The sequence below is a fragment of the Rhizomonospora bruguierae genome (assembly GCF_018397995.1).
GTDB lineage: Bacteria > Actinomycetota > Actinomycetes > Mycobacteriales > Micromonosporaceae > Rhizomonospora > Rhizomonospora bruguierae.
In genome coordinates this window covers 36238-61815 of record NZ_BBQH01000011.1, presented here as the reverse complement: position 1 = coordinate 61815, position 25578 = coordinate 36238, and the positions used below count along the sequence as shown (strand labels likewise).

General features: G+C 73.3%; 23 protein-coding genes, 2 pseudogenes and 1 riboswitch. Of the genes and pseudogenes, 11 read left to right on the top strand and 14 right to left on the bottom strand.

What is annotated here, in order from left to right; genetic code table 11:
- Window position 1: 1 nt before the first annotated feature.
- Window positions 2-619 carry a class F sortase gene (locus KJS59_RS02230; RefSeq protein WP_213450533.1) on the top strand — a complete coding sequence of 206 codons (618 nt, stop codon included), beginning with the start codon at window positions 2-4 and terminating at the stop codon, window positions 617-619.
- Between the two features lies 1 nt (window position 620).
- Here KJS59_RS02230 and KJS59_RS02225 read toward each other — a convergent pair.
- The 6 genes and pseudogenes from KJS59_RS02225 to KJS59_RS02200 form a co-directional block, all read right to left on the bottom strand.
- Window positions 621-839 (bottom strand): annotated as a pseudogene (locus KJS59_RS02225) (hypothetical protein); the annotation flags it as partial.
- A 70-nt stretch (window positions 840-909) separates the two neighbouring features.
- A complete protein-coding gene (locus tag KJS59_RS02220) occupies window positions 910-1833 on the bottom strand; it encodes a proteasome assembly chaperone family protein (protein ID WP_213450532.1) in 924 nt (307 codons plus the stop codon).
- A 107-nt stretch (window positions 1834-1940) separates the two neighbouring features.
- Complete coding sequence (locus tag KJS59_RS02215) at window positions 1941-2948, bottom strand: NAD-dependent epimerase/dehydratase family protein (RefSeq protein ID WP_213450531.1); 1008 nt, start codon at window positions 2946-2948, stop codon at window positions 1941-1943.
- A gap of 36 nt (window positions 2949-2984) precedes the next feature.
- Window positions 2985-3872, bottom strand: a complete 888-nt coding sequence (locus tag KJS59_RS02210; RefSeq protein ID WP_213450530.1) for a tRNA ligase subunit PheS family protein — start codon at window positions 3870-3872, stop codon at window positions 2985-2987.
- A 206-nt stretch (window positions 3873-4078) separates the two neighbouring features.
- Window positions 4079-4471 (bottom strand): cupin domain-containing protein, encoded by a 393-nt coding sequence (locus KJS59_RS02205; RefSeq protein ID WP_213450529.1) that lies wholly within the window; start codon window positions 4469-4471, stop codon window positions 4079-4081.
- Between the two features lie 10 nt (window positions 4472-4481).
- Window positions 4482-5804 carry a glycosyltransferase family 4 protein gene (locus tag KJS59_RS02200; protein ID WP_249713803.1) on the bottom strand — a complete coding sequence of 441 codons (1323 nt, stop codon included), beginning with the start codon at window positions 5802-5804 and terminating at the stop codon, window positions 4482-4484.
- Window positions 5805-6068: 264 nt separating this feature from the next.
- Between KJS59_RS02200 and glgX the strand changes: the two genes are divergently transcribed.
- The 3 genes from glgX to treZ are packed head-to-tail and all read left to right on the top strand — an operon-like array spanning window position 6069 to window position 12221.
- Window positions 6069-8180 carry a glycogen debranching protein GlgX gene (gene glgX / locus KJS59_RS02195; RefSeq protein WP_213450749.1) on the top strand — a complete coding sequence of 704 codons (2112 nt, stop codon included), beginning with the start codon at window positions 6069-6071 and terminating at the stop codon, window positions 8178-8180.
- A gap of 1 nt (window position 8181) precedes the next feature.
- Window positions 8182-10464 (top strand): malto-oligosyltrehalose synthase, encoded by a 2283-nt coding sequence (gene treY, locus KJS59_RS02190; protein WP_213450528.1) that lies wholly within the window; start codon window positions 8182-8184, stop codon window positions 10462-10464.
- Entirely contained in the window at window positions 10461-12221 is a 1761-nt protein-coding gene (gene treZ / locus KJS59_RS02185) for a malto-oligosyltrehalose trehalohydrolase (protein WP_213450527.1), read from the top strand. The genes treY and treZ overlap by 4 nt, the downstream gene beginning before the upstream one ends.
- 298 nt (window positions 12222-12519) lie before the next feature.
- On the opposite strand, the gene KJS59_RS02180 is transcribed toward treZ, so the two are convergent.
- Complete coding sequence (locus tag KJS59_RS02180; protein WP_213450526.1) at window positions 12520-13374, bottom strand: SGNH/GDSL hydrolase family protein; 855 nt, start codon at window positions 13372-13374, stop codon at window positions 12520-12522.
- A 151-nt stretch (window positions 13375-13525) separates the two neighbouring features.
- On the opposite strand from KJS59_RS02180, the gene KJS59_RS02175 reads away from it, so the two are divergent.
- The gene (locus KJS59_RS02175; RefSeq protein ID WP_249713801.1) at window positions 13526-14236 is read left to right on the top strand and encodes an EcsC family protein; all 711 of its coding nucleotides are present in this window, start codon (window positions 13526-13528) and stop codon (window positions 14234-14236) included.
- Between the two features lie 225 nt (window positions 14237-14461).
- Here KJS59_RS02175 and KJS59_RS02170 read toward each other — a convergent pair whose 3' ends face one another.
- Window positions 14462-15433, bottom strand: coding sequence for a zinc-binding dehydrogenase (locus KJS59_RS02170; RefSeq protein ID WP_213450525.1), 972 nt, complete (start codon window positions 15431-15433; stop codon window positions 14462-14464).
- 184 nt (window positions 15434-15617) lie between these two features.
- Window positions 15618-15749: riboswitch (cyclic di-AMP (ydaO/yuaA leader) on the top strand.
- Between the two features lie 8 nt (window positions 15750-15757).
- Between KJS59_RS02170 and KJS59_RS02165 the strand changes: the two genes are divergently transcribed.
- Entirely contained in the window at window positions 15758-16813 is a 1056-nt protein-coding gene (locus KJS59_RS02165) for a coiled-coil domain-containing protein (RefSeq protein ID WP_213450524.1), read from the top strand.
- A 66-nt stretch (window positions 16814-16879) separates the two neighbouring features.
- Here KJS59_RS02165 and KJS59_RS02160 read toward each other — a convergent pair whose 3' ends face one another.
- Both KJS59_RS02160 and KJS59_RS30850 read right to left on the bottom strand, forming a co-directional pair.
- Window positions 16880-18166 (bottom strand): citrate synthase, encoded by a 1287-nt coding sequence (locus tag KJS59_RS02160; RefSeq protein WP_213450523.1) that lies wholly within the window; start codon window positions 18164-18166, stop codon window positions 16880-16882.
- 57 nt (window positions 18167-18223) lie between these two features.
- Window positions 18224-18568 (bottom strand): carbohydrate ABC transporter permease, encoded by a 345-nt coding sequence (locus KJS59_RS30850; protein WP_249713800.1) that lies wholly within the window; start codon window positions 18566-18568, stop codon window positions 18224-18226.
- Window positions 18569-18657: 89 nt separating this feature from the next.
- Between KJS59_RS30850 and KJS59_RS30845 the strand changes: the two genes are divergently transcribed.
- On the top strand, window positions 18658-19110 hold the full coding sequence (locus KJS59_RS30845; RefSeq protein ID WP_249713799.1) for a hypothetical protein: 453 nt from the start codon (window positions 18658-18660) through the stop codon (window positions 19108-19110).
- Here KJS59_RS30845 and KJS59_RS02150 read toward each other — a convergent pair.
- The 3 genes and pseudogenes from KJS59_RS02150 to KJS59_RS30835 form a co-directional block, all read right to left on the bottom strand.
- The gene (locus KJS59_RS02150; protein ID WP_249713798.1) at window positions 19052-19429 is read right to left on the bottom strand and encodes a hypothetical protein; all 378 of its coding nucleotides are present in this window, start codon (window positions 19427-19429) and stop codon (window positions 19052-19054) included. The two genes, KJS59_RS30845 and KJS59_RS02150, sit on opposite strands and share 59 nt — an antisense overlap.
- 61 nt (window positions 19430-19490) lie before the next feature.
- Window positions 19491-20021, bottom strand: a pseudogene (locus KJS59_RS30840) (ABC transporter substrate-binding protein); the annotation flags it as partial.
- Complete coding sequence (locus tag KJS59_RS30835; RefSeq protein WP_249713797.1) at window positions 20018-20284, bottom strand: type 1 periplasmic-binding domain-containing protein; 267 nt, start codon at window positions 20282-20284, stop codon at window positions 20018-20020. The pseudogene KJS59_RS30840 and the gene KJS59_RS30835, both read right to left, overlap by 4 nt.
- 217 nt (window positions 20285-20501) lie before the next feature.
- On the opposite strand from KJS59_RS30835, the gene KJS59_RS02140 reads away from it, so the two are divergent.
- Both KJS59_RS02140 and KJS59_RS02135 read left to right on the top strand, forming a co-directional pair.
- The gene (locus KJS59_RS02140) at window positions 20502-22658 is read left to right on the top strand and encodes a glycogen debranching N-terminal domain-containing protein (protein WP_213450522.1); all 2157 of its coding nucleotides are present in this window, start codon (window positions 20502-20504) and stop codon (window positions 22656-22658) included.
- Window positions 22659-22685: 27 nt separating this feature from the next.
- Window positions 22686-24023 carry an AMP-binding protein gene (locus KJS59_RS02135; RefSeq protein WP_249713796.1) on the top strand — a complete coding sequence of 446 codons (1338 nt, stop codon included), beginning with the start codon at window positions 22686-22688 and terminating at the stop codon, window positions 24021-24023.
- A gap of 49 nt (window positions 24024-24072) precedes the next feature.
- On the opposite strand, the gene KJS59_RS02130 is transcribed toward KJS59_RS02135, so the two are convergent.
- Window positions 24073-24393, bottom strand: coding sequence for a hypothetical protein (locus KJS59_RS02130; protein ID WP_213450521.1), 321 nt, complete (start codon window positions 24391-24393; stop codon window positions 24073-24075).
- Between the two features lie 439 nt (window positions 24394-24832).
- Here KJS59_RS02130 and KJS59_RS02125 point away from each other — a divergent pair, with 439 nt between their 5' ends.
- Both KJS59_RS02125 and KJS59_RS02120 read left to right on the top strand, forming a co-directional pair.
- Complete coding sequence (locus tag KJS59_RS02125; protein ID WP_213450520.1) at window positions 24833-24970, top strand: hypothetical protein; 138 nt, start codon at window positions 24833-24835, stop codon at window positions 24968-24970.
- A 19-nt stretch (window positions 24971-24989) separates the two neighbouring features.
- Window positions 24990-25574, top strand: a complete 585-nt coding sequence (locus KJS59_RS02120) for a DUF1684 domain-containing protein (RefSeq protein WP_213450519.1) — start codon at window positions 24990-24992, stop codon at window positions 25572-25574.
- The last annotated feature ends 4 nt before the right edge of the window (window positions 25575-25578 follow it).

Genomic DNA, 25578 nt, shown 5'->3' with positions numbered 1-25578 from the left:
CATGGCCGCCGGTCCCCGCCGCCCGCTCGCGCTGCTGCTCGTCCTCGCCGGCGCCGTCGCGGTCTGCGCCGGCCTGGTGCAGGCCACCGGCCTGACCTGGCCGCACCTGTCCGGCGGCGGTGATCCGCCGCCCCCGCGCGCCTTCCCGGTCCTGGAGCCGAGCCGGCCGGTCAAGCTGTCGATCCCGTCGATCGGGGTGAGCGCGCCCGTCTTCGGCGTCGGCCTGGCCGGCGACGGCACCATCGCGGTGCCGCCGGTCCACCGACACCACGAGGTCGGCTGGTACGTCAAGGGGCCGACGCCGGGGCAGTTCGGCCCCGCGATCATCGTCGGCCACGCGGACACGAGGAGCGGTCCGTCCATCTTCTACCGGCTGCCGAAACTGCGCCCGGGCGCGAAGGTCGAGGTCACCCGGCGCGACCGCAGCATCGCGGTGTTCCAGGTGACCTCGGTGGAGCACTTCGACAAGGCGAAGCTGCCCGCCGAGCGGGTGTACGACGACTACAGCCGGCCGGGGCTGCGCCTGATCACCTGCGGCGGGCAGTGGAAGGGCGGCGGCATCGGGTACGCCGACAACATCGTGGTGTTCGCCACCCTGGTCGACGCCCGGGAGCCGTGAGCTACTGCGACGTGGAGGCGTCGCTGGTCGAGCCGCCGACCGACGTGCTCATGCCGCCGGTCCCCGCGTCGCCGGTGGTGGTCGGGGCCACCTTCGTACCGTTCTTCTTCTCCGGCTGGCGGGCCTTGCGGCCGAAGCTGGCCCGCCCCGCCCGGCCCCCGGTCGTGCTCAGCCGGCCGGGGGTGCGGGTCGGGCCACCGTCGCGGTCGAAGTCGGGGTCGGCATCCTCGCGCTTGGTCATGGCGTCAGCCTGCCCGGCGCGAGCGCCGGCAAACCCCGGCCGGACCCGCCTAGGACCCCGCCGGCGGGTCGTTGCGGGGCTGCTCGGCCAGGAAACGCTCCAGTTCGGCGCCCAACTCCTCGGCGGTCGGCAGCCCCGCCTGCGGGGCCAGCAGGTTCGCCGACCCGCGGCCGCGCAGGAACGCGTCGTACTGCTCCTCCAGCGCCTTGACCAGGGCGGACGCCTCCGCGTCGGCCTCGACCTGGCGGTCCACCGCGGCCCGGGTCAGCTCGCCGGCGGTGCGCAGCTTCTCGGTCGGCAGCAGCAGGCCGCTGGCCCGGGAGACCGAACCGAGCAGCAGTTCCGCCGCGTCCGGGTACTCGGCCTGGGCCAGGTAGTGCGGGACGTGCACCGCGAAGCCGATGGCGTCCCGGCCGCCCTCGCCCAACCGGTACTCGAGCAGGTTGCCCGCGCTGCCCGGCACCTGGACCCGCTGGAGCCACGGGTCGTGCGCGGCGAGCAGCTCCGGCCGGGTGGCGTGCGAGGTGACCCCCGCGGGGCGGGTGTGCGGGACGGCCATCGGTATCGAGTTCAGCCCGACGGTCAGGCGCACGTTGAACCGGCCGATCAGCCGGCTCACCGCGGCGATGAACCGCTCCCACTGCAGGTCCGGTTCCGGGCCGGACAGCAGCAGGAACCCGGTGCCGCCGGCGTCGCGGACCAGGTGCAGGGCCAGGTGCGGTGCGTCGTACCGGGTGAACCGGTCCTCCACGAACGTCATCATCGGCCGGCGGGAGCGGTAGTCCAGCAGCTGGTCGATGTCGAACTCGGCGACCTGGCGGGCGTCCAGCTCGGCGAGCAGGTGCTCGCGGGCGAGCCGGGTGCCGTTGCCGGCGTCCACGAACCCGCTCAACGCCTGGATCAGTACCGGCCGGTCGAGTTCGGGCAGCTCACCCGGGTCCACCAGCTCGTACAGCCCGTCGGGATCCAGCATCGGTCGGCACCTCCGGTAGGGGACTTCTCGCCGTCAGCCAACGCGCGCACCCGCGGCCCGCATTCCGCAATCGTAGACGCGCGTCGCGGGAACCCCGCCGGGGCCGGTTACCGGGGGCGCATCGCGGCGCTGCCGGTGCCCTCGCCGGCGGCCATGCCGGCGAGCAGTTCCCGCAGCGCGTAGCGGGCGTCGTGCCGCGGCTGCCAGCCCAGCTCCCGCCGGGCCCGGGAGCTGTCCAGCAGCGGCGCGGAGGCCGCCAGCCGCACCCAGCCCGGGTCGGTCGGCTGCAACCGGAGCAACCAGGTCAGCCCGGCGCCGACCCGCAGCACCGCCGGCGGGACGGACACGGTCCGGCCGCGTACCTCGGCGGCGAGCACGTCGCCGTCCAGCGGCGGGTCCGCGGCCACGTTGAAGGCGCCGGTCGCCGCCGACCGGATCACCCGGGCATACGCGTCCGCGACATCGTCGGCGTGCACCGCGTTGGCCCGCAGCGCCGGATGGTGCGGCACCACCGGCACCCGGCCCAGCCGCAGCGCGCTGGTCGGCACGAACGGACCCAGGAAATACCGGGCCACCTCCGCACCGGCGTCCCGCTGGAAGGTCAGCCCCGGCCGCATGCGGGCGATCGCCAGGCCGTCACCCTCGGCGTCGAGCAGCCGTTCCGCCGCCGCCTTGTGCTGGCTGTACCCGGACCCCGCCACCCCGGTCGCCGGCCACGTCTCGTCGACCGTGGCGTCCTTCGGCCCCGGCGCGTACACCCCCAGCGACGACGCGTGCACCAGCCGCCGCACCCCCGCCCGCCGCGCCGCCGCGAGCACGTGCGCCGTACCGTCCACGTTGGTCCGCCGCTGCCGCTCCCGGTCGTGGCTGGGCGCGATCTGCCACGCCAGGTGCACCACCACGTCGGCGTCGGCGAACCACTCGGTCAGGGCGCCGACGGCCGCGGGATGCCCCACGTCGGCGGCGTGCCAGCGCACCCCGTCGTACGGCGCGCCCGCGCCCGGCACGGGCGGCCGGCGGACCACCCCGGTCACGGTCACGTCCGGCTCGGCGGCGAGCCGGCGCAGCAGGGCGGTACCGACGTTCCCGCTGGCCCCGGTGATGGCGACGCGCATGGGGCGGGGGTTACCCGCCGCCGCGCCGAGCACTCGCTAACGGCCGGCCCATTCGTGCGCGGCGCCCCGGTGGAGGCCGGCGTAGACCCGGTCGCGCAGGTCGTTGGCCTCGGCGGCGGGCAGCGTGCGGTCCAGGTCCCGCAGCACGATCCGCAGCAGCACGTTCTTCTGCCCCGGCCGCACGCCCATCCGCTTGCGGGCGCTCTCCGGCAGGTCGTCGTACCCCGTCTCGCTGAGCACGATCGCCTCCTCCACCGCGCCGGCCCGCTCCCCGAGCAGGTCACGGACCCGGTCGCCGAGCAGTTCGGTGTCCAGGGCGGCGTCCACGGCCAGGGAGAGGTCCCGCCGGATCGGCGGCATGGCGGAGACCGGGCGGTACGGCGACAGGTCCACCATCTGCGCGGCGACCCGCGGCTCGACCGAGCGCAGCAGGCGAACGTCGGGGATGCCCTTGGCGAGCATGGTGAGCCGGTCCAGGCCGACCCCCATGGCGAGCCCGCTGGCGGCCGGCGGCGGACCGTCGAGACGGATGCGCCACAGGTCCATCTGGTGCGGGGCACCCACGTGGTGCCGGTCGATCACGTCCCGGCGGTGGCAGATACCCGGCAGGCTGAGCAGCACCTCGGGCGGCCCGCCGGCGGCGGCGAGGGCGCGCAGCAGCGGCGGCACCCCGGCCGAGGTGTGCGAGCGCAGCATCCGCCCGTCCGGCAGGTAGTGGCTGTAACGGCCGTCGCGGGTGATGGCGTCGGCACTGTAGCGGAGCCGGTCGTAGTTGTCGGCGACGTCGACCACCCGGGGGCCGGGCTCGCGCCGGACGGGGAGGCCCCAGGCAGCGGCGAGCGCCTTCTCGGTGGCGTCGACGACGAGTTGGATCGCGTGCGACCCCTGCGCGGGGTCGGTGAGATCGCGGACGGGCACAGGCATGAGGCACCTTCGGTGAAAGAAGAGGAAAACGATCCGGGCATGACAAAGCCCCCGGCCGTGACCGGGGGCGCGCCGTACCCGCACCGCGAGGTGCGCTCAGCCGAAGGGCATGCGCCGCCGCCCGGTCACCCGGGGGCGGATAAATCGCCTGCCAACCACGCGGCCATTGTGCCCGCCGGGAGGACCGGCGGGCAACCGGCCCGCCGTCACCCCTCGTGCGGCGGCACGTCCGCCTGGTCGGCATCCGCGTCCTGCTTGGCCCGGTGGACCGTGCCGGGACGGTGGTCGGGCGGGCCGTACACGGTCGCGATGCGCAGTGGTTCGCTGCCCGTGTTGAGGAAGTTGTGCCGGGTGCCCGCCGGCACCACCACCACGTCCCCCGGGCCGAACGGCTGCCGGTCGCCGTCCAGCTCGCTGGCGCCGCTGCCGGAGACGGCGATCAGCACCTGGTCGATGCCCCGGTGCACCTCCTCGCCGATCTCCCCGCCCGGCGGGATCGTCATCACCACCAGTTGCGTGTGCCCGGTGGTGGCGAGGACCTTCCGGAAGTTCTCGTTCGCCCGTACCTCGCCGAACAGGTCACCACGGTAAGCACTCATGCCCGGGGGGTTACCCATCCGCTCGGGTCGGCACGCGGGAGCCGAGCAGGAGGTTGCCCTCCGGGACCGTGATTTCCAGCGGGCCCCGCTGCGCGGGGACCCCGGCGCCGCGGCCGGCCCACTCGTACGCGTGGGCCGTGGCGGCGGCGACGGTCGGCCACGTGTACCGCCGCTGGACCATCGCGCGGGCCTGCCGGGCGACGCCACGGGCCAGGTCGGCGTCGAGGACCAGGGCGCTGACCGCGTCCGCCAGCGACTGCGGGTCCCGGGCGGGGAAGGTCATCCCGGTCACCTTCGGCTCGACGATCTCCGGCAGCCCGCCGGTGGCGGCCACGGCGAGCGGCGCCCCCGCGGCGGCGCTCTCCAGCGCCACCATGCCGAACGGCTCGTAGATGCTCGGCACCACGAAGCCGTCCGAGGCGGCCATCAGCGCGGGCAGCTCGTCGTCGCGGAGGAAGCCCGCGAAGGTGACCACGTCCCGCAGGCCCAGCGCGTCGGCCGTGCGCTCCAGGTGCGGCTTGTACGGCCCGTCCCCGGCGATGACGGCGCGCAGGCCGCGGTGCCGGGACCGCAGCGCGGGCAGGCCGGCCAGCAGATCCTGCACGCCCTTCTCGTAGACCAGCCGGCCGGCGAACGCGATCAGCGGGCCGTCGCCGGCGAACCGGCGCCGGGCCAGGGCCACCTGGTCGGGCAGCGCCCGCCAGCGCGCGGCGTCGACCCCGTTCGGCACCACCGACAGCTTCTCTGGCGCCACCCCGAACAGCCGATTGACCTCCCACTTCATGTACCCGGAGCAGACCACCACCCGGTCCGCCTCGTGGCCGAGCCAGTGCTCGACGGAGTGGATCGCGCGGTTCATCTCGCCCGGCAGCCAGCCCTGGTGCCGGCCGGCCTCGGTGGCGTGGATGGTGGCGACCAGGGGCAGCCCGAGGTGCTCCTTGAGGGTCAGTGCGGTGTGGGTGACCAGCCAGTCGTGCGCGTGGATGAGGTCGTACCGCCCGGTGCCGACCGCCCGCAGCGCGGCCCGGGTCAGCGTGTGGTTGAACGCCATGGTCCAGGCCAGCAGGGACTCGGTGGCCAGCGGGAACCTCGGCGGGTCCTCCGGTGCCCGCACCACCCGGACGCCCTCGCGCAGGTCGTCCAGTGCGGCGCCGGGCGCGTGCCGGGTGACGACGGTCACCTCGTGGCCGGCGGCGGCGAGCGCGCCGGCCAGTGCGTGCACGTGCCGCCCCAGCCCGCCGACCACCACGGGTGGGTACTCCCACGAGAGCATGAGGACCCGCTTCGGGGGCACCGAGGTCGCGTCGACTCCGTACGGTGGCGTGAGCGTCATGCGGCGCCCTCCTCAAGGTCGGTGCCCGTGTGGTGGCGGAACGCTTGCGGTGCGCGATGCCCTGCTCGCGACAAACGGCGCCCATGGTTACCGGATTGGCCAAACTCAAACCCGGGGCTCCGGCGAACGGCCTGTCGGTAACTTGACACTCGTGGCCGTCCCCGGTGTCCGCGATTAAGCCGTGACCGGTCTGGGCACATCGCTCCGGGCACATGCGGCCCCGTTCGACGACAGGGGCGTTCGACGACAGGTGGGGTGGTGAGCATGCTGGTGTGGCCGGGGCGGCGCTACCCGCTGGGCGCCACCTACGACGGCACCGGGACGAACTTCGCGCTGTACTCGGAGGTCGCCGAGAAGGTCGAACTGTGCCTGTTCGACCGGGCGGGCCGCGAGCGCCGGGTCCGCCTGCACGAGGTCGACGCGTTCGTCTGGCACTCCTACCTGCCGGGCGTCGAGCCGGGCCAGCGGTACGGGTACCGGGTGCACGGCCCCTACGACCCGGCGCAGGGCCTGCGCTGCAACCCGAACAAGTTGCTGCTGGACCCGTACGCCAAGGCGGTCGACTCGGACGTCGACTGGGATCCGGCGCTCTACGGGTACGAGATGGGCCACCCGGAGCGGATGTCGACCACCGACTCGGCGCCGTTCATGCCCAAGGGCGTGGTGGTCAACCCCTACTTCGACTGGGACAGTGACCGGAAGCCGGACACCCCGTACCACCACTCGGTGATCTACGAGGCGCACGTCAAGGGGCTCACCCAGCGCCACCCGGAGATCCCTCCGGAACTGCGCGGCACCTACTCGGCGATCGCCCACCCGGCGATCGTCGACCATCTCCGGCGGCTGGGCGTGACCGCGATCGAGTTGATGCCGGTGCACCAGTTCATGCACGACAACCGCCTGGTCGACATGGGCAAGCGCAACTACTGGGGCTACAACACGCTGAGCTTCTTCGCCCCGCACCACGGGTACTCGGCGATGGGCAGCCGGGGCCAGCAGGTCCAGGAGTTCCGGGGCATGGTCAAGGCGCTGCACCAGGCCGGCATCGAGGTGATCCTCGACGTGGTCTACAACCACACCGCCGAGGGCAACCACCTCGGCCCCACCGTGTGCTGGCGGGGCATCGACAACCACGCCTACTACCGGCTGGTGGACGGCGAGCCCGAGCACTACCTGGACTACACCGGCACCGGCAACAGCCTCAACGCCCGCAACCCGCACACCCTCCAGATGATCATGGACTCGCTGCGGTACTGGGTCGAGGACATGCACGTGGACGGGTTCCGGTTCGACCTAGCGGCGACGCTCGCCCGGGAGTTCCACGACGTGGAGCGGCTCTCCACCTTCTTCGAGGTGATCCAGCAGGACCCGGTGGTCAGCCGGGTCAAGCTGATCGCCGAGCCGTGGGACGTGGGCCCCGGCGGGTACCAGGTCGGCAACTTCCCGCCGGTGTGGACCGAGTGGAACGGCAAGTTCCGGGACACCGTGCGCGACTTCTGGCGCGGCGAACCGGCCACCCTGGCGGAGTTCGCCAGCCGCATCTGCGGCTCCGCGGACCTGTACCAGGACGACGGGCGCAAGCCGTTCCACAGCATCAACTTCGTCACCTGCCACGACGGGTTCACCCTGGCGGACCTGGTGTCCTACAACGACAAGCACAACGAGGACAACGGCGAACAGAACCGGGACGGCGAGTCGTACAACCGGTCCTGGAACTGCGGCGTCGAGGGCGAGACCGACGAACCGGCGATCCTCGCGCTGCGGGCCAAGCAACGGCGCAACTTCCTGGCCACGCTGATGCTCTCCCAGGGCGTGCCGATGCTCTCCCACGGCGACGAAGGGGGCCGCACCCAGCGCGGCAACAACAACGGCTACTGCCAGGACAACGAGCTGACCTGGATCGACTGGCACAACGTGGACGAGCGGCTGCTGGCGTTCGTCCGCGCGCTGACCGCGTTCCGGGCCCGGCACCAGGTGTTCCGCCGGCGGCGGTTCTTCACCGGGCAGCCGGTCAACGCCCGGGTCGCCGGCAGCCCGCTGCCGGACCTGTCGTGGTTCACCCCGGACGGCCGCGAGATGACCATGGCCGACTGGGGCAACGACTTCGGCCGGTCGATCGCGCTGTTCGTCAACGGCGAGGGCATCAACGAGCGCGGCCGGTACGGCCAGCGGCACGTCGACGACTCGTTCCTGCTCTGCTTCAACGCGCACGACGCGCCGCTGGAGTTCGTGCTCCCCGGGCCCGAGTACGGGCAGAAGTGGCAGCCCGTGATCCAGACCGCCGAGCCCGACCGGCACGCCCGCGGGGTGTTCGAGGCCGGCGGCACACTGATCGTGCCGGATCGGTCGCTGACCGTCCTCGACCGGGCGGTGTGACGTGCCGCCGGCGCCCCACGGTACGTACCGGGTCCAGGTGCGGCCCGACTTCGACCTGTACCGCGCCGCCGACCTGGCCGGGTACCTGCGCGAACTGGGGGTCAGCCACCTCTACAGCGCGCCGCTGCTGACCGCCGCGCCCGGCTCGCGGCACGGGTACGACGTGGTGGACCACCGGGCCGTGAACCCGGCGCTGGGCGGGGAGGAGGGCCGGCGCCGGCTGGTCGGGGCGCTGCGCGAGCAGGGGCTCGGCCTGGTCGTGGACATCGTCCCAAACCACGTCGGCGTGGCCGACCCGCACGCCAACCCCGCCTGGTGGGACCTGCTCACCCACGGGCCCGAGTCGCGCTACGCGAACTGGTTCGACGTGGACTGGTCGGCCGGCCGGCTGCTCATCCCGGTGCTCGCCGACGACGACGCGGTCACGGACCTGCGCGTCGAGGACGGCGAACTGCGGTACCACGAGCACCGGTACCCGATCGCGCCCGGCACCGGCGACGGCACCCCCGGGCAGGTGCACGACCGGCAGCGGTACCGGCTGATCTCCTGGCGGCGCGGCGACGCCGAGCTGAACTACCGCCGCTTCTTCGCCATCAGCGACCTGGCCGGCCTGCGCGTCGAGGACCCCGAGGTGTTCGACGCCACGCACGCGGAGATCCTGCGCTGGCACGCGGCGGGGGAGCTGGACGGCATCCGGATCGACCACTCGGACGGGCTGCGCGACCCGGGCGGGTACCTGCGCGGGCTGCACGCCGCCGCGCCGGACACCTGGATCGTCGTGGAGAAGATCCTCAAGGCGGGGGAGCGGCTGCCCGACTGGCCCGTCGCCGGCACCACCGGCTACGAGGCGCTCAACCTGGTCACCGGTGTCTTCGTGGACCCGGCCGCCGAGGCCGAGTTCACCGCGCTGGACACCCGGCTGAACGGGCGGCCGGTGTCCTGGGAGGAACTGGCGCACGACACGAAGCGGTGGGCGGCGACCGGCCTGCTCGCCGCCGAGCTGACCCGCCTGGCCCGGCTGGCCCCCAACGGCGACCAGGCCCGCGAGCAGGCCGAGGACGCCCTCGCCGAACTGGCCGCCTGCTTTCCCGTCTACCGGACGTACCTGCCCGCCGGCGGAAGGCACCTGGCGATGGCCCGCTCCGAGGCGGGTCGGCGCCGGCCGGACCTGGTACCGGTGCTGGACGAGATCACCGGGCGGCTGCGCGACCCGGCCGACGACCTGTCCGCCCGGTTCCAGCAGTTCACCGGCCCGGTCATGGCCAAGGGCGTGGAGGACACGGCCTTCTACCGGTACGCCCGGTTCACCGTCCTGAACGAGGTCGGCGGCGACCCGTTCCGGTTCGGGGTGCCGGCCGCCGAGTTCCACGGCGCCAACGCCGAGCGGCAGCGGCTCTGGCCGGTCGCCATGACCACGCTGTCGACCCACGACACCAAGCGCTCCGAGGACGTGCGGGCGCGGCTGGCGGTGCTCTCCGAGTTGCCGCAGGAGTGGGGCCGGGCGGTGCAGCGGTGGATGTCTGCGGCCCCGATCCCCGACCCGTCCTTCGCGCACCTGTTCTGGCAGGCGGTCGCCGGCGCCTGGCCGATCGAGCGGGAGCGGCTGCACGCATACGCGGTGAAGGCGGCCCGGGAGGCGAACGGCGCGACCCGCTGGGCCGACCCGGACGAGGGCTTCGAGGCGTACCTGCGCCTGGCGGTCGACCGGCTCTACGACGACGCCCGGCTGCGCGCGGAGGTGGCCGGGTTCGTCGCCGGGATCACGCCGCCCGGGTGGTCCAACGCGCTCGGCCAGAAGCTGCTCCAGCTCGCCATGCCCGGGGTCCCCGACGTGTACCAGGGCACCGAGCTGTGGGACAACTCGCTGGTCGACCCGGACAACCGCCGCCCGGTCGACTTCGCCGCCCGCCGCGACCTGCTGGCCCGGCTCGACGACGGCTGGCAGCCGCCCGTGGACGGCGGCGGCGCGGCCAAGCTGCTGGTCACCAGCCGCACCCTGCGCGCCCGCCGGGACCGCCCCGACCTGTTCACCGGCTACCAGCCGCTGCGGGCGACCGGGCCGGCGGAGGACCACGTCATCGCGTTCGACCGGGGCGGCGCGGTCGCGGTCGCCATCCGCTTTCCGGTGAAATTGGCACGCCGGGGTGGTTGGAGTGTCACTACGCTGACACTGAGTAGTAACGTTTGGCGCGAATCGTTCACGGGGCGGGTCTACCGTAGCTCCAGGCTGGACCTGGCCGATCTTCTCGACCGCTATCCCGTCGCGCTCTTGGTGGCCGAATGACCGAATTTGCCGTCTGGGCCCCCGACGTCTGCCGCGTCCGGCTCCGCACCGCCGACGGTCCCGGCATCGACACGTCCTACCGGGACCGGGAGCTGACCCGGGACGGGTCGGGCTGGTGGCGGATCGACGTGCCCGACGCGGGCCCCGGCACCGACTACGGGTACCTGATCGACGACAGCGAGAACGCGCTGCCCGACCCCCGCTCGCTACGCCAGCCGGCCGGGGTGCACGGCCCGAGCCGGCTCTACGACCACTCCGCGTTCGCCTGGTCCGACGCCGGCTGGACGGGGCGCCAGCTGCCCGGCAGCATCCTGTACGAACTGCACGTCGGCACGTTCACCCCGGAGGGCACCTTCGACGCCGCGACCGAGCGCCTCGACCACCTCGTCGAACTCGGCGTGGACCTGGTCGAACTGCTGCCGGTCAACGCGTTCAACGGCGAGCACAACTGGGGCTACGACGGCGTCTGCTGGTACGCCCCGCACGAGGCGTACGGCGGCCCGGACGGGCTCAAGCGCCTGGTCGACGCCTGCCACGCCCGGGGCCTCGGCGTGATCCTCGACGTCGTCTACAACCACTTCGGCCCGTCCGGGGCCTACGCGCCGCAGTTCGCCCCGTACCTGGCCGAGGAGGGCAGCAACGCCTGGGGTCGACGGGTCAACCTGGACGGCCCCGGCTCGGACGAGGTTCGCCGGTACATCGTCGACAGCGTCACCATGTGGCTGCGCGACTACCACGTGGACGGCCTGCGCCTGGACGCCGTGCACGCCCTGGTCGACCGCCGCGCCCGGCACCTGCTGGAGGAGTTGGCCGTCGAGGCGGCGGCGCTGTCCACCCACCTCGGCCGGCCGCTGTCGCTGATCGCCGAGTCCGACCTGAACGACCCGCGGCTGATCACCGGGCGCGAGGCGGGCGGCTACGGCCTGCACGCCCAGTGGGACGACGACGTGCACCACGCCCTGCACACCCTGCTGACCGGGGAGCGGCAGGCGTACTACGCCGACTTCGGCTCGCTGGAGTGCCTGTCCGACGTGCTGGAGGGCGCCTTCTTCCACGCCGGCACCTGGTCCGGCTTCCGCGGCCGGGTCCACGGCCGCCCGGTCGACCGCGAGCGCATCCCCGGCCACCGGTTCGTCGCGTACCTGCAGAACCACGACCAGATCGGCAACCGGGCGACCGGCGACCGGATTTCCGACTCGCTCTCCCCGGCCCTGCTGAAGGTCGGCGCGACCCTGCTGCTGACCGGCCCGTTCACGCCGATGCTGTTCATGGGTGAGGAGTGGGCGGCCACCACGCCCTGGCAGTTCTTCACCAGCCACCCCGAGCCCGAACTCGCCGTCGCCGTCGCCACCGGCCGCCGCAGCGAGTTCGCCGCGCACGCCTGGGGCACCGCCGAGGTCCCCGACCCGCAGGACCCCGAGACGTTCGCCCGCTCCAAGCTCGACTGGTCCGAACTCGACAAGCCCGAGCACCGGGAGATCCTCGACCTCTACCGCCGGCTGATCGCCCTGCGCAAGAGCCACCCGGACCTGTCCGACCCGCGCCTGGACCGGGTGCACGTCTGGCACGGTAACCAGTTCGTGGCGATCCGCCGCGGCGCCTGCGCCGTGGCCGCCAACCTGGCACCCCACCCGCAGCGCGTCAGCCTCCGGTCCACGATCCGCACGGTCCTGTTCGCGACCGCGCCCGGCGCCATGCTGTTCCGCGACAGCGTCGAGCTGCCTCCCGAGTCCGCCGTCGTCGTCTCCTACGCCTGACCACCCCACGACCACCCTTCACGCCCCGCCGCACTGCCCCGGGGCGGCCCTGCCTTGCGTCGGCGGCGAGGGTGGCCTCTGGATGCCCCCCGGCGGGGAGGCGCCCGCCGCACACCCGGCTACCTGCCCGGTGGTCATGGGGTCACGGAAGCCTGTGCGTCCCGCGTACGGGACATGCGCGCCACGCACAGCCTCCAGTCGAAGAATGTCAGCTGGAGATAAGTGCCGCCGCCGGCGAGAGCGCCGCGGTGGTGTAAGGGGCGGTGGGAGCGGGCGAGGGTATCCGGGGTGGGGGCGGTCACCAGGTGAAGCGGGTTGGCCAGGTGGCCTTGGCGAGGCGGCTCTGGCCGGTGACGTTGGGGTGGAAGAAGTCGATGCCGTTGATGTCGTCGAGGGTGAACCGGACCCGGTGGACGGCGCCGCCGTCGTAGCGGCACTTGCGGCCGTAGGCGCGGCAGGCGGCGGCGAGTTCGCGGTTGTAGGCGTCGACGCGCGCGGCGAAGGCGCGGCGGCGGGCGGTGTCGGCGGGGGCGGTGCTGGTGGGGTTGGCCAGCAGGGCCGGGCAGAGGCCGTGGGACCAGGCGTTGCGGGCCAGGCGGCTGTCGTGGCCGACCTCCCACAGGCGGTTCAGGTCGGGGATGCTGGCCACCAGCACGCGGGCCGAGGGGAGGCCGTCCTTCAGGGTGGCCAGGCCGCGGTCCACGGCGGAGCGGAAGTCGGCGACCGGGGTCATCTGGTCGATGGTGCCGTGGCAGGCGTCGTTGGCGCCGATCAGGATCGTGACGTACGCCGGCCTGGCGGCGACCGCGCGGGTGGCCTGGTCGGCGAGGGCGGCGGCGCGGGCCCGCGCGGCGGCGAGGTTGGTGGCGTGGCCGCGGATCGCGGGGTTGCCGGCGCGGATGCGGCGGTAGTGGCTGTCCACGATGCCGCCGTCGCCGGTGGACCAGGAGTTGCGGCCGCAGGTGACCAGGGCGACGCAGGAACCGTAGCCGGCGGTGATGGAGTCGCCGAGGGCGGCCATGGAGGACGGTAGGCCGGCGCTGGGACGGGCGGCGGAGTTGCCGGCGGAGGTGCGCGGGTCGCAGCCCGCGGTGCCGATCGCGACGAGGGCCGCGAGCGATGCGGCCGCGGTGGCGGTCCAGCGTCGGGGCATCGGCTCCCCACCCCCCGATCTCCGCAGGGATCTACAGAATGCGATATCTCACTGACTCTACGCCAGCGTGTCCGCCGCCGGTCACCCCATGGCGGTCTGGGCATAGAGTCAGTGGGGAGTCGCTCGCCCCCGACGCCACCCGGAGCAGCCCGTGACCGAACCGACACCACCCGCCGGTACGGAAGACGCCGAGTTGGCGCCGCCGCGCGGGCTGTGGGCGCGGATGCGCGAGGACCCGCAGTACGCGCCCGAGCACCTGGCGCTGGAGGCGGTGCGGCGACTGGGTCCGGAGGCGCGGGACTGGGCGCGCCGGGTCCGGCACGAGCGCCCCGAGTTGGGGGCGGACGCGCTGGCCGAGGTGGCGGTCAAGAGGTTCCTGACCCTGGCCCGGCTGTCCGGTGCGGTCTCCGGCGCGGCCGGGCTGCCCGGCGCGGTGGTGGACGTGGGGGTGCTCGCCTGGACCCAGGCGCGGATGGTCCTGCACGTCGCGGCGGCGTACGGGGTGGATCCGGTGCACCCGGAGCGGGCGGCGGACCTGCTGGTCCTGCAACGGGTGCACAAGGCGGCGGGGGGTGCCCGGATCGCGCTCGCCGTCGCCGCCGGCCGGGAGCGGGCCAGCGTGCTGCTGGCACGGGCGGCGGTGAAGCCGCTCGGGCAGGCGATGCTGCGGCTCGGGGTGAAGCTGGCGCAGATGGCGGGCGTCCGCGCCGCGAAGCGGGTGTTCGCGAAGTTGGTGCCGGGGGCGGCGATCGTGCTGGGCACGTGGGTCAACTCCAGCGCCACCGCGGCGCTGGCCCGGCGCACGGTCGCGCACTACCGCGCGGTCAGCCGACCCGCGCTGCCACCGGCCACCGCTTCCTGATCCGGCGGCCTTCCGCGGGCCGCCCGGTCACCCACGCCACGCGTCGACCCGTCCGGAGGCGTCGTGCTGGGCGGCCGCCGGCCGGTCGGACCTCGAAGAGAAGGCCGGAACCCGTCCCCTCTGGACACCCACGGCTGCGGCGGTTCCCCGAGGTGCCGTTCCGCTGCGGCGGGGCTGGCGAGCAGTAGCTGTCCGGCGCCGGCCACGCTCTCGTCGGCCTGCCCGTCACGTCATGAGCAGTGACTTTCCGACCGTGACCCGGTCCTCTACCGCCCGGTGCGCGGCCGCCGCCTCGGCCAGCGGGAAGCGCTGGCCGACGATCGGGCGCAGCCGGCCCGCGGCCGCCGCGGCGAGTGCCCGGGTGGCCAGTTCGAGGGCGGTGGCCGGGGCGCCGATCGACCGCAGCTCGGCGAAGCCGATCAACCGCACCGCGCGGGCGGCCAGGTCGGCCGGGTCGGTGCCGAGCGGCCGCCCGCTGGCCAGCCCGAACTGGACCAGCCGGCCGCCGGGCGCCACCAGGTCGAGGGCGGCGGCGCCGATCGCGCCGCCGACCGACTCGAACGCCGCGTCCACGCCCCGCCCGCCGGTCGCGGCCCGAACCTGCCGCGCCCAGTCCGGCGCCGTGTAGTCGATCGCGACCTGCGCGCCCAGGTCCCGGGGCACACCGAGTTTGGCCCGACCGGCGGCGGCCACCACGGTCGCGCCGGCCGCGAGCGCGAGCTGCACCAACAGCGTGCCCACCCCGCCGGCCGCCGCCTCCACCAGCACCGTCTCGCCCGGTCGCACGCCGGCCCGCGCGAACAGGCCCAGGGCGGTCCGGCCGTCGGTCAGCATCGCCACCGCCGGATCCAGGTCGAGCCCGTCGGGCACCGGCACCAGGCCGCCGGCCGGTACGGACACCCGCTCGGCGTACCCGCCGCTGCCGCCGGTGGTGCTGACCACCCGCCGGCCGAGCAGGCCCGGGTCCACGCCGGGACCGGTCCCGGCGACGGTGCCGCCGACGCCGTTGCCGGGCACGTAGGGCGGTTGGACGGCGCCGCCCGGTCCGCGTCCCGCCCGGGTCATCGTGTCGGCGAAGGTCACGCCGCAGCGTTCCACCGCCACCACCACCCGGCCCGGCCCGGCCGCCGGATCGGGCAGTTCCACGGGTACCAGCACCTCCGGCGGACCGAACTCCGCCACCTGAATCGCTCGCATCCCGCGGATTCTGATAGCTGAAGCGCGGTTGAGGTCAACCCCGCCGTCCACTGAGCGCCGGGCGATCGACGCACTGTGGCCGGGCGGTGACGGCACGAGGTGTCCGGGTCTCGACCGTTCACTTCGGCCCCGGATCGGGTAATGTGACCGGCGGTCACCACCCAGGGGCGCCCATCGGCGCCGGTGGTGGCTGCCGCCCAATCGCCGCGAGGCGAGCCGGGGAACCACGTACCCGGGGTGAATCCGCGCCAGCGGTAGGGGTTGTTCCGTCCCGAACCCGTCAGCTAACCCGGTCGGCGGCGCGACGGAAGGAACAACACGAGAGTGTCCACGGTCACCGCACGCCGGTGGTTGATTCCGGTGGTGGCATTTCTCATGGCCGCCACCGCGTCTGTCGTCGTATCTCCCGCCCCCGGGCTCGCCGAGCCGGGCACCCCGGGCACCCCCGCCAAGAACGGCGGCGATACCGGCGACGAGGGCGAACCCAAGACGGTCAAGGACCTCATCGAGTCGGCCAACCGGGGCTTTGTGGAGGCACGCGACGCGTACAACGCCTCCAAGAAGCGCCAACTGGAACTCCAGCTCAGGCTGGGCCAGGTGCAGCAGCGGCTGGACGAGGTCAGCCAGGAGGTCTCCGGCATCGCCGCGATGGCGTACCGCACCGGCCGGCTGCGCCCGGTCGAGGCGATGCTGAACGCCAGCAGCCCGGACACGTTCCTGGCGCGGGTCTCGACGATGGAGATGATGACCAGCCTGGACGACCAGAAGCTGCGCCGGCTCAACGAGGCGCGCACGGAGGTCGCGCGGACCAAGGCCGCGGTGGACGCGGAGGCCGCGCAGCAGGCCAAGCAGCTGGCCATCATGCAGAAGAAGCGCAAGGAGGCCAACCAGGCCCTGGTGGACGTCGGCGGGCAGACCACCGGCGGACTGGTGGACGTCACCTCCCCGGTCGCGCGCCCGGCGCCGCGCAACTCCTCCGGCGGCTTCAGCGCGCAGAGTTGCAGCGAGAAGGACCCGACCACGAGCGGCTGCATCACCCCGCGCACCCTGCACGCGATGCAGGAGGCCCAGCGGCTGGGCTTCAAGCGGTTCGTCTCCTGCTTCCGCCCGGGCGGCCCGTTCGAGCACCCGAAGGGTCGCGCCTGCGACTTCTCGGTCATCAAGAGCAACGGCTTCGGCGGGGACGCGACCGGCGGGGACAAGGTCTACGGCAACAACCTGGCCATGTTCTTCGTCCGCAACGAGGACCGGCTCGGCGTGCTGTACGTCATCTGGTACCGGCAGTTCTGGTCACCGGCGACCGGCTGGAAACGGTACAGCCGCGCCGGTGGGGACCCGTCCAGCGACCACACCAACCACGTACACCTCTCCATGATTTAGCAGCACGACGACGCGTGGGGGCAGGACCGGGCCGGTCCTGCCCCCACGCGTGCACTTGTCTCCCGGCTAGTCGCGCTGCTCGATGGGCACGTACGCGCGCTCCGGGGCGCCCACGTACAACTGGCGCGGGCGGCCGATCTTCGTGGCCGGGTCGTTGATCATCTCGCGCCACTGGGCGATCCAGCCGGGGAGCCGGCCGAGCGCGAACAGCACCGTGAACATCTTGGTGGGGAAGCCCATCGCCTTGTAGATGAGCCCGGTGTAGAAGTCGACGTTCGGGTAGAGCTTGCGGGCGACGAAGTAGTCGTCCGCCAGCGCGATCTCCTCCAGTTGCATGGCCAGGTCCAGCAGCGGGTCGGGCTGGCTCATCCGGCCCAGCACCTCCTGCGCCGCCTGCTTGACGATGGCCGCGCGCGGGTCGTAGTTCTTGTAGACCCGGTGCCCGAAGCCCATCAGCCGGACGCCGTCCTCGCGGTTCTTCACCTTCCGCACGAACGCCGGCACGTCGCCGCCGTCGGCCTGGATGTGCTGGAGCATCGCCAGCACGGCCTCGTTGGCGCCGCCGTGCAGCGGGCCGAACAGCGCGTTGACCCCGGCGGAGACCGACGCGAACAGGTTCGCCTGCGCCGAGCCGACCAGTCGCACCGTGGACGTGGAGCAGTTCTGCTCGTGGTCGGCGTGCAGGACGAACAGCATGTCCAGCACCTTCGCCACGACCGGGTCGACCTCGTACCCGGTGGCCGGCACGCCGAACACCATGCGCAGGAAGTTCTCGACGTACCCGAGCGAATTGTCCGGGTACAGGAACGGCTGCCCGATCGACTTCTTGAACGCGTACGACGCGATCGTGGGCACCTTGGCCAGCAGCCGGACCGTGGAGATCTCAACCTGCTCGGGGTCGAACGGGTCGAGGCTGTCCTGGTAGAAGGTGGAGAGCGCGCTGATCCCCGAGGACAGCACCGCCATCGGGTGCGCGTCGCGCGGGAAGGCGTTGAAGAAGTTCTTCATCTCCTCGTGCAGGAGCGTGTGTACCCGCACCCGGTTGCTGAACGCCGCCAGCTGCTGCGCCGTCGGCAGCTCACCGTAGATGAGCAGGTACGTCGTCTCCAGGAACGAGGACTTGCCGGCCAGGTCCTCGATGGGGTACCCGCGGTAGCGCAGCACGCCCGCATCGCCGTCGATGTATGTGATCTGCGACGTGCAGGACGCCGTGTTCACGAACCCGGTGTCCAGGGTCACATGGCCGGTCTGGCCGAGCAGCTTGCTGATGTCCAGCCCCGACGGGCCATCGACCGCCGAATTCACGGGAAGCGCGAGGCTCCCCTCGCCGTACTCGAGTTTGACCTCGGCCATTCCCGCTCCTCGCTGCTGTGCTTCGTTGCCCAAGCTCCAACCGTAACGCGCGTACTGTCAGCCCTTCACCCCGCCCTCGTTGGCCCCGCGCACGAAGTAGCGCTGGAAGACGACGAACAGCGCCGCGACCGGGATGGTCGCCATCAGTGCCGCGCCGAGTTTCAACGGGTACTGCGAGCCCTTCCCGAGCGAGCCGGTCACCAGGTCGGCCACGCCCCGGGGCAGGGTGAACAGGCTGGGGTCCTGCACCGCCACGACGGTGTGCGGGAACTCGTTCCAGGAGCCCTGGAAGGACAGGATGGTCAGGGTGATCAGGGCCGGACGGGCCATCGGGAGCACCACCGACCAGAAGGTGCGAAACACCCCGGCGCCGTCGATCCGGGCCGCTTCCTCCACGCTCACCGGGATCGACGCCGCTGCTGGCGGACGCGGCCGGGGTGTTCATCATGAAGCAGTTCTTCGAAACGATCAGCGCCAGGTAGCTGTCGTAGATGCCGAGCTGGTTGAGGACCAGAAACTTCGGGATCAGCAGCACCACGCCGGGCACCGCCAGCACGGCGATGACCGCCGAGAACACCCCGGCCCGCCCCCGGAACCGCAGCCGGGCCAGCGCGTACCCGGCCATCGAGTCCAGCAGCACCCGACCCGCGGTCACCAGCACCGTCACCAGCAGCGAGTTGCCGAGCCAGAGCGGGAAGTTGGTGCTGGCGAACAGGCGCGTGAACGAGTGCGTGTCGATGGGTGAGGGGATCGGTGAGAGCGGGTTCGCCGCCGCGTCCGGCTCGCTCTTGAGCGCGCTGGCGAGCTGGATGACGAACGGGTACAGGAACACCAGCGCGAAGAACACCAGGATCGCGTACCCGACGAACAGGTTGACCGTCCTTCTCATCGGTCCGCCCTCCGCTCCCGCAGCAGCCACCGTTGCAGCACGGTCATCGCGATGATGATGGTGAACAGGATGAACGAGATGGCCGCGCCCGAGCCGTACTCGAAGCCCTTCAGTATCCGTGCGTTCACCAGCAGCGCCAGCCCGAGCGAGAGCGCGGTCTGGATCGGCACCACGATCAGCACGTAGTAGAGGTTGTTGCGGATGCTGGTCATGAAGTCCTGGCGGGCCAGCCCGTCCACCGTGAGCAGCCTCGTGTAGTTGCGCGCCCCCACGACCGGCACCCCCGGCTGGAACGGGTTGCCCTGCCCGTTCCAGCCGGTGATGCTCACCCAGAGGGCCATCAGGATCGGCAGCAGCAGGAACAGGCTGGTCAACGGCGGTCATCGCGTCGACGAACTTGATGGCCTGCTCCTTGAACTTGCTCTTGGCGGAGATGCCCCAGCAGTTGGTGAACGACAGGGTGCCCTTGCCCTTCGGGCCGGCCGGCAGCTCGTGCACCGTGTACGTGACGTTCGGGAAGTCGTTCTGCATGGCGCCCTTGATCCAGTTGCCCTCGATCGTCATGGCCGCCTTGGCCTTGCCGAACGCCTCGCCGCCCCAGCCGGCGTCCACCACCTTCGGGTACTTGGCCAGCCCCTGCTTCAGCAGCCCCCGCACGTACTGGAGGGCGGTCAGGTTCTCCGGGGTGTCCGCGGGGGCCTGCTTGCCGTCGGTGCTGGTGATCCAGCCGCCGGCCTGCACCATGAACGCGCCGACCCGGTCCCGGGTGTCGCCGATGACCAGCGGGGTGACGCCCTTGGCCGTCAGCTTCTGGGCGACGCTGGTCAGCTGCTCCCAGGTGGTGGGCACGTCGGCGTCGGTCAGCCCGGCCTTGTGCCACAGGTCCGTGTTGATTTCCAGGGCGAGGGTGGAGAAGTCCTTCGGCGCGCAGTAGAACTTGCCGTCGTAGGTGAAGGTCTGCTTCAGGCTCGGGTAGAAGTCGCCGTGCGGGTGTCCCCGTGGTGGGTGCTGGTCAGCACGAAGCCGTCCAGGTCGTACGCGCTGAGTAGCTCGTCGTAGGTGGCGATCTCGGCGGCGTCGTCCTCGGCGGTGTAGAGCACCACCCGGTACCCGGCCGGCGCCGCCGCCTCGGTGAGCCCGTGCAGGAACCGGTCCAGGACCGTGCCGTTGATCCCGTCCCGGGTGGGTTCGATGCGGACCGCGATGAGCTGGGACCGTCCGGTCCGCATCTGCCGGGCGGCCTGGCTGACCCGGTACCCCAGTTGTTCGATGGCCGCGCGGACCCGCGATCCAATTCCGGTCCGTCATCATTGGATCGTTCAAGTTGCCGGGGTGTTTCGAACTTTCCCGCGCCGCCAGTCTCGTGTCAAGCGGTGCTACCAAGGTGAGACATGCTTGCCCCGGTCACTAGCCCGGCCACGAACCCGGTCGATGCGAGGAGTTGTCATGACGTCGACAGAGAGTGAAACGTCGGCATCGACGGGCGTGCACCGGTACCTCCAGCCGCTGCTGAACGCGCTCGTGTCGACGACCACCGCGCCGACCACCGCGCTCGGCGGCCCGGACGGCCAGATCCGCCCGGCCGGCGTGCAGGGCGTCTTCCACGCCGACCTGCGGGCGCTCAGCCTGGCGCTGCTGCGGGTCGACGGCGACGAGCCCGAGCCGATCATGCACGCGCCGCACGGGCCCGGCCGGGCCGTCTTCGTCGGGCTCGCCCGCCGCCTCGGTGACCCCGGACCCGACCCGACGGTGCGGGTGCTGCGCCACCGGCGGGCGCGCGGTGACGGCCTCGCCGAGCGGGTCGAGGTGGTGTCCACCGCCGCCGATCCGATCCGCGCCACCGTCACCCTGGACGTGGCCTGCGACCTGACCCCGGTCTCCGAGGTCAAGGCGGGGCGCGCGGACGGGCGCGCGCCGGTGCCGCCCACCCGCGACCAGAGCGGCGCGCTGTGCTGGCACTCCGACGGCGTGGACGTCACCCTCGATCCGGGCGAGGCGCGGGTCGCGCTCGCCGGCGGCGCCGAGGGCATCGCCCGCCTGACGTGGATCGTCGAGCTTCCCGCCCGGGGCAGCGCCACGCTCGCCTGGGGCCTGCGGATCGCGGACAAGCACGCCGTCGTGCTGCCGCCGGTGCGGCCGGTCGAGTGGAGCCGCCCGGCGGTGGTGGCCGACGACGCCCGCCTGGTGCGCCTGATCGAGCGGTCGCTGGACGACCTGGAATCGCTGCGGCTGACCCCCGCCGACCGGCCCGGCGACACGTTCCTCGGCGCCGGCGTGCCGTGGTTCCTCACGCTGTTCGGGCGGGACAGCCTGTGGGCGGCCCGGATGATGCTGCCGCTGGGCACCGGGATCGCCGCCGGGACCCTGCGCGTGCTGGCCGCGCGGCAGGGGCGCCGGCGCGACCCGGCCACCGGCGAGGCGCCCGGCAAGATCATGCATGAGCTGCGCCGGGGCGACTTCGAGGTGTTCGCGCCCCGCGGCGGCGGCGGTGAGATCCGGCTGCCCGCCACCTACTACGGCACGGTGGACGCCACCCTGCTGTGGATCAGCCTGCTGCACGACGCCTGGCGCTGGGGCATGCCACCGGCCGAGGTCCGCGAGCTGCTGCCGCACCTGGAGGCCGCGCTCGGCTGGCTGGCCGGGTACGCCGACCCGGACGGGGACGGCTTCGTCGAGTACATCGACGAGTCCGGGCACGGGCTGGCCAACCAGGGCTGGAAGGACTCCGGCGACGCGGTCCGGTTCGCGGACGGGCGCCGGGCGGCGCCGCCGATCGCGCTGTGCGAGGTGCAGGGGTACGCGCACGAGGCGGCCCTGCACGGCGCCGCGCTGCTGGACGCGTTCGACCGCCCCGGCGGCGACCGCTGGCGCGCCTACGCGGCGGAGTTGAACGACCGGTTCCGCGCCCGGTTCTGGGTCGACGGCGGGTACCCGGCCCTTGCCCTGGACCGGGACAAGCACCCGGTCGACGCGCTGACCAGCAACATCGGCCACCTGCTGGGCACCGGTCTGCTGACCGCCGAGGAGGAGGCCCGGGTCGCCGCCCGGCTCGCCGAACCGGACATGGCGGGCGGGTTCGGGCTGCGTACGATGTCCGGCCGGGCGGGCGGGTACAGCCCGATGTCGTACCACTGCGGCTCGGTCTGGACCCACGACACCGCCATCGTCCTGGGCCGGCTCGCGGCGGCCGGGCACGCCGAGGTCGCCGCCCGGCTCGCCGGCGGGCTGCTCGCCGCCGCCGAGGCGTTCGACTACCGCCTGCCCGAACTGCACGCCGGCGACGCCCGCCTGGACCTGCCCCGCCCGGTGCCGTACCCGGCGGCGTGCCGGCCGCAGGCGTGGTCCGCCGCGTCCGCCATCGTGCTGCTCAACGTCGCCCTCGGCGTGACGCCGGACGTGCCGGCCGGCACCGTGCGCCTGGCACCGCTGCCGGGCGCCCCGCTCGGCGCGGTGGCGGCGCGGGGCCTACGCGTGGCCGGCGTGCCCATCGACGTGGCCGTGGACCGCGCCGGGGTCGCCGAGTTGACCGGCCTCCCGGACCCGGTGCGGGTACCGGCGCAGCGCACCGGCGCCCCCACCGGGGTCCCCCGCGAAGCCGTCTAGGTTTCCGCACGGCCTACCCTTCATGCCGTGGACGCGCTGCTTCCCGCCCTGACCGGTGCGTTCGGCGACCATCCCGAGGCGGTACGGGTGGGCGACCGGACCCTGTCGTGGTCCCAGTTGGCGGATCGGGCGGGGACGCTCGCCGAACGCCTCGCGGGCGCGCCCGCCGTCGCGGTGCTCGCAACGCCCACAGTGGACACGGTGGTGGCCGTCGTCGCCGGGCTGCTGGCCGGCGTCCCGGTCGTGCCGGTCGCGCCCGACGCCGGCCCCCGGGAGCGGGCGCACATTCTCGCGGACGCCCGGCCCGGCCTGTTCTTCGGCGCGGCCGATCCGCTCCCCGCGCCGGCGCCGACCCCGCCCGATGCGGCCCTCATCCTCTACACCAGCGGCACGACCGGCCCGCCGAAGGGCGCCCTGATCGGACCCGGTGCGATCGCCGCCGACCTCGACGCGCTCGCCGGGGCGTGGTCGTGGACGGCGGCCGACACCCTCGTGCACGGGCTGCCGCTGTACCACGTCCACGGGCTCGTCCTCGGGGTGCTCGGTGCGCTGCGTATCGGCTCCCGGCTGGTGCACACCGGCCGGCCCACCCCGCGGGCCTACGCCTCGGCCGGCGGAACCCTCTACTTTGGAGTACCCACGGTCTGGGGTCGGGTCGCGGCGGACCCGCCCGCCGCCCGGGCCCTGCGCCGGGCGCGCCTGCTCGTTTCCGGCAGCGCCGCCCTGCCCGGCGCGACGTGCCTGGCCCTGGAGGAGTTGACCGGCCAGCGGCCCATCGAGCGCTACGGCATGACCGAGACGCTCATCACGCTCAGCGCGCGGGCGGATGGCGCCCGGCTGGCCGGCGCGGTCGGCACGCCGGTCACCGGCATCCAGACCCGGGTCGTGGACGACACCGGCGCGCCGCTGCCGCCCGACTCCCTCGGCGAGCTGGAGGTGCGCGGCCCGACCCTGTTCAATGGGTACCTCAACCGGCCCGACGCCACCGCCGCGGCGCACACCGCGGACGGCTGGTTCCGCACCGGCGACGTGGTCACCGTGGACGCGGCCGGGGTGCACCGCGTGGTCGGGCGCTCGTCCACCGACCTCATCAAGAGCGGCGGGTACCGGATCGGGGCCGGCGAGGTGGAGGAGGCGCTGCTGGCCCACCCGGCGGTGCGCCAGGCCGCCGTGGTCGGCGCCCCGCACCCGGACCTCGGGCAGGAGATCGTGGCGTACGTGGTCGCGGACGGGGTCGGCGAGTCGGATCTGATCTCGTACGTGGCGGCGGACCTGGCGGTCCACAAGCGGCCGCGCCGGGTGCGATTCCTGGACGATCTGCCCCGCAACGCGATGGGGAAGGTCCAGAAGCGGCTGCTCGGTTAGGGGACGGGTGCGCCGCGCGCGCCCGTCCCTGGCCCCGTGCCCGCCGCCGTCAGCGCAGCGGTTCGATCGGTTCCTCGACCTCGGCGACGCCGTACACCGGCTCCACCGTCGCGTTCCGGGCCGCCATCGCGCGCCGGAGCGCGGTCGCCGCGACCCAGCCGATCGCCAGGCCGGCCGCGGTGGCGGCGAGCAGCATGCTCAACGGGGGAGCCGGGCGGCGGCCGGACAGCGCGTTCAGCGCCGCCGTGGTGCGCCGGCGGGCCTCGTCCTTCACCGCGCCGACTTGCTCGCCGACGTCCGCGACCCCGGTGGCCTTCGAGACCGATCGGGCGATCTTCTCGGCCTTCGTTGTCCCGTGGGTTCCGAGCATCGTCTCCTCCTCCAGTTCACCCCACCGCTCATCCTCCCGTGCCCGCAGCGGGCGACCGCCAAACGCCGCCACCCGATCCCGCACGATCTTGGACTTGTGGTGCCTCCCGACTTTCGGACCCTGTCCAGCGGTCGAGGGTTACCTCCCGCCCCAGTTGGCCCGCGCGGGAGGTGCCTGTCGGGAAGCAGAGCAACGCGCCGCGGTGGCGTGATTGCCGGTGCGCCAGGCGGGTACGAAGCGGGTAGACCGGGTGCGGGGTCGTCCCGCTCCCCGGCGGTCAGGAACCACCCCCCCCGATCGAGATCGGTCACCCCCCAAGAGGTCGACGGGCGCCCCCGGCCCGATGCGGGCGGACGGCACCGCGAGCGGCACGCCAAGAGCGATCCGCCGGGTCGGACGCCCACCGTCAGCCCCATCCCTCAGGCGAAGGAGAACCGCCATGACCACCGAGATCATCCCGGCCGCCGAGGCGGAGAAGACGGCCGCCCCGCTGCTCGACGGGGGATCGGGCCTGATGGTCTCGACCGCCCTGCTGGTGCTCATCGGCGTGATCGTCATCATCCTGATCGCCTCGTAGCGGGCGGTACCGTGGGCGCGTGGACGATCTCGACCTGGCGGACTGGCGGGAGCGGGTCGCGCGGCTGTACCTGTCCGGCGCCGACCTGGCCGGCTTCCGTGCCGGCCGGGATGAGCTGTTCACCGGCCATCCACAGTCGCCCATCCCGCCCGGGGTCCGCCCCGGCTTCACCGGCCTGCGCTACCACCCGCCCGCCCCGTCTGCCGTGGTCGAGGTGCCGCTGGCTCCCGCCTCCGGCACGCTGACCATCGACACCGGCGGCCCGGACGGCCCGGTCCGGTACCGCCGGGTCGGCGTCGCCGGCACGCCGTTCGGCCCGCTCACGCTGTTCTGGATCGAGGCGTACGGCGGTGGTCTGTTCCTGCCGTTCCGCGACGGTACCAGCGGGGCCACCACGTACGGGGCGGGTCGCTACCTCACCGACACGGTGAAGGGCACCTTCGGGCGCGGCGTCGTGCCGCTGCCCGGCCGTCGGGTGCGCCTGGATTTCAACTACGCGTACAACCCGAGTTGCGCGTACGACGACCGCTGGGCGTGCCCGCTGGCGCCGGCGGAGAACCGGTTGACCGCGGCGATCGAGGCGGGCGAGTTGACGTACGGGTGAGGGC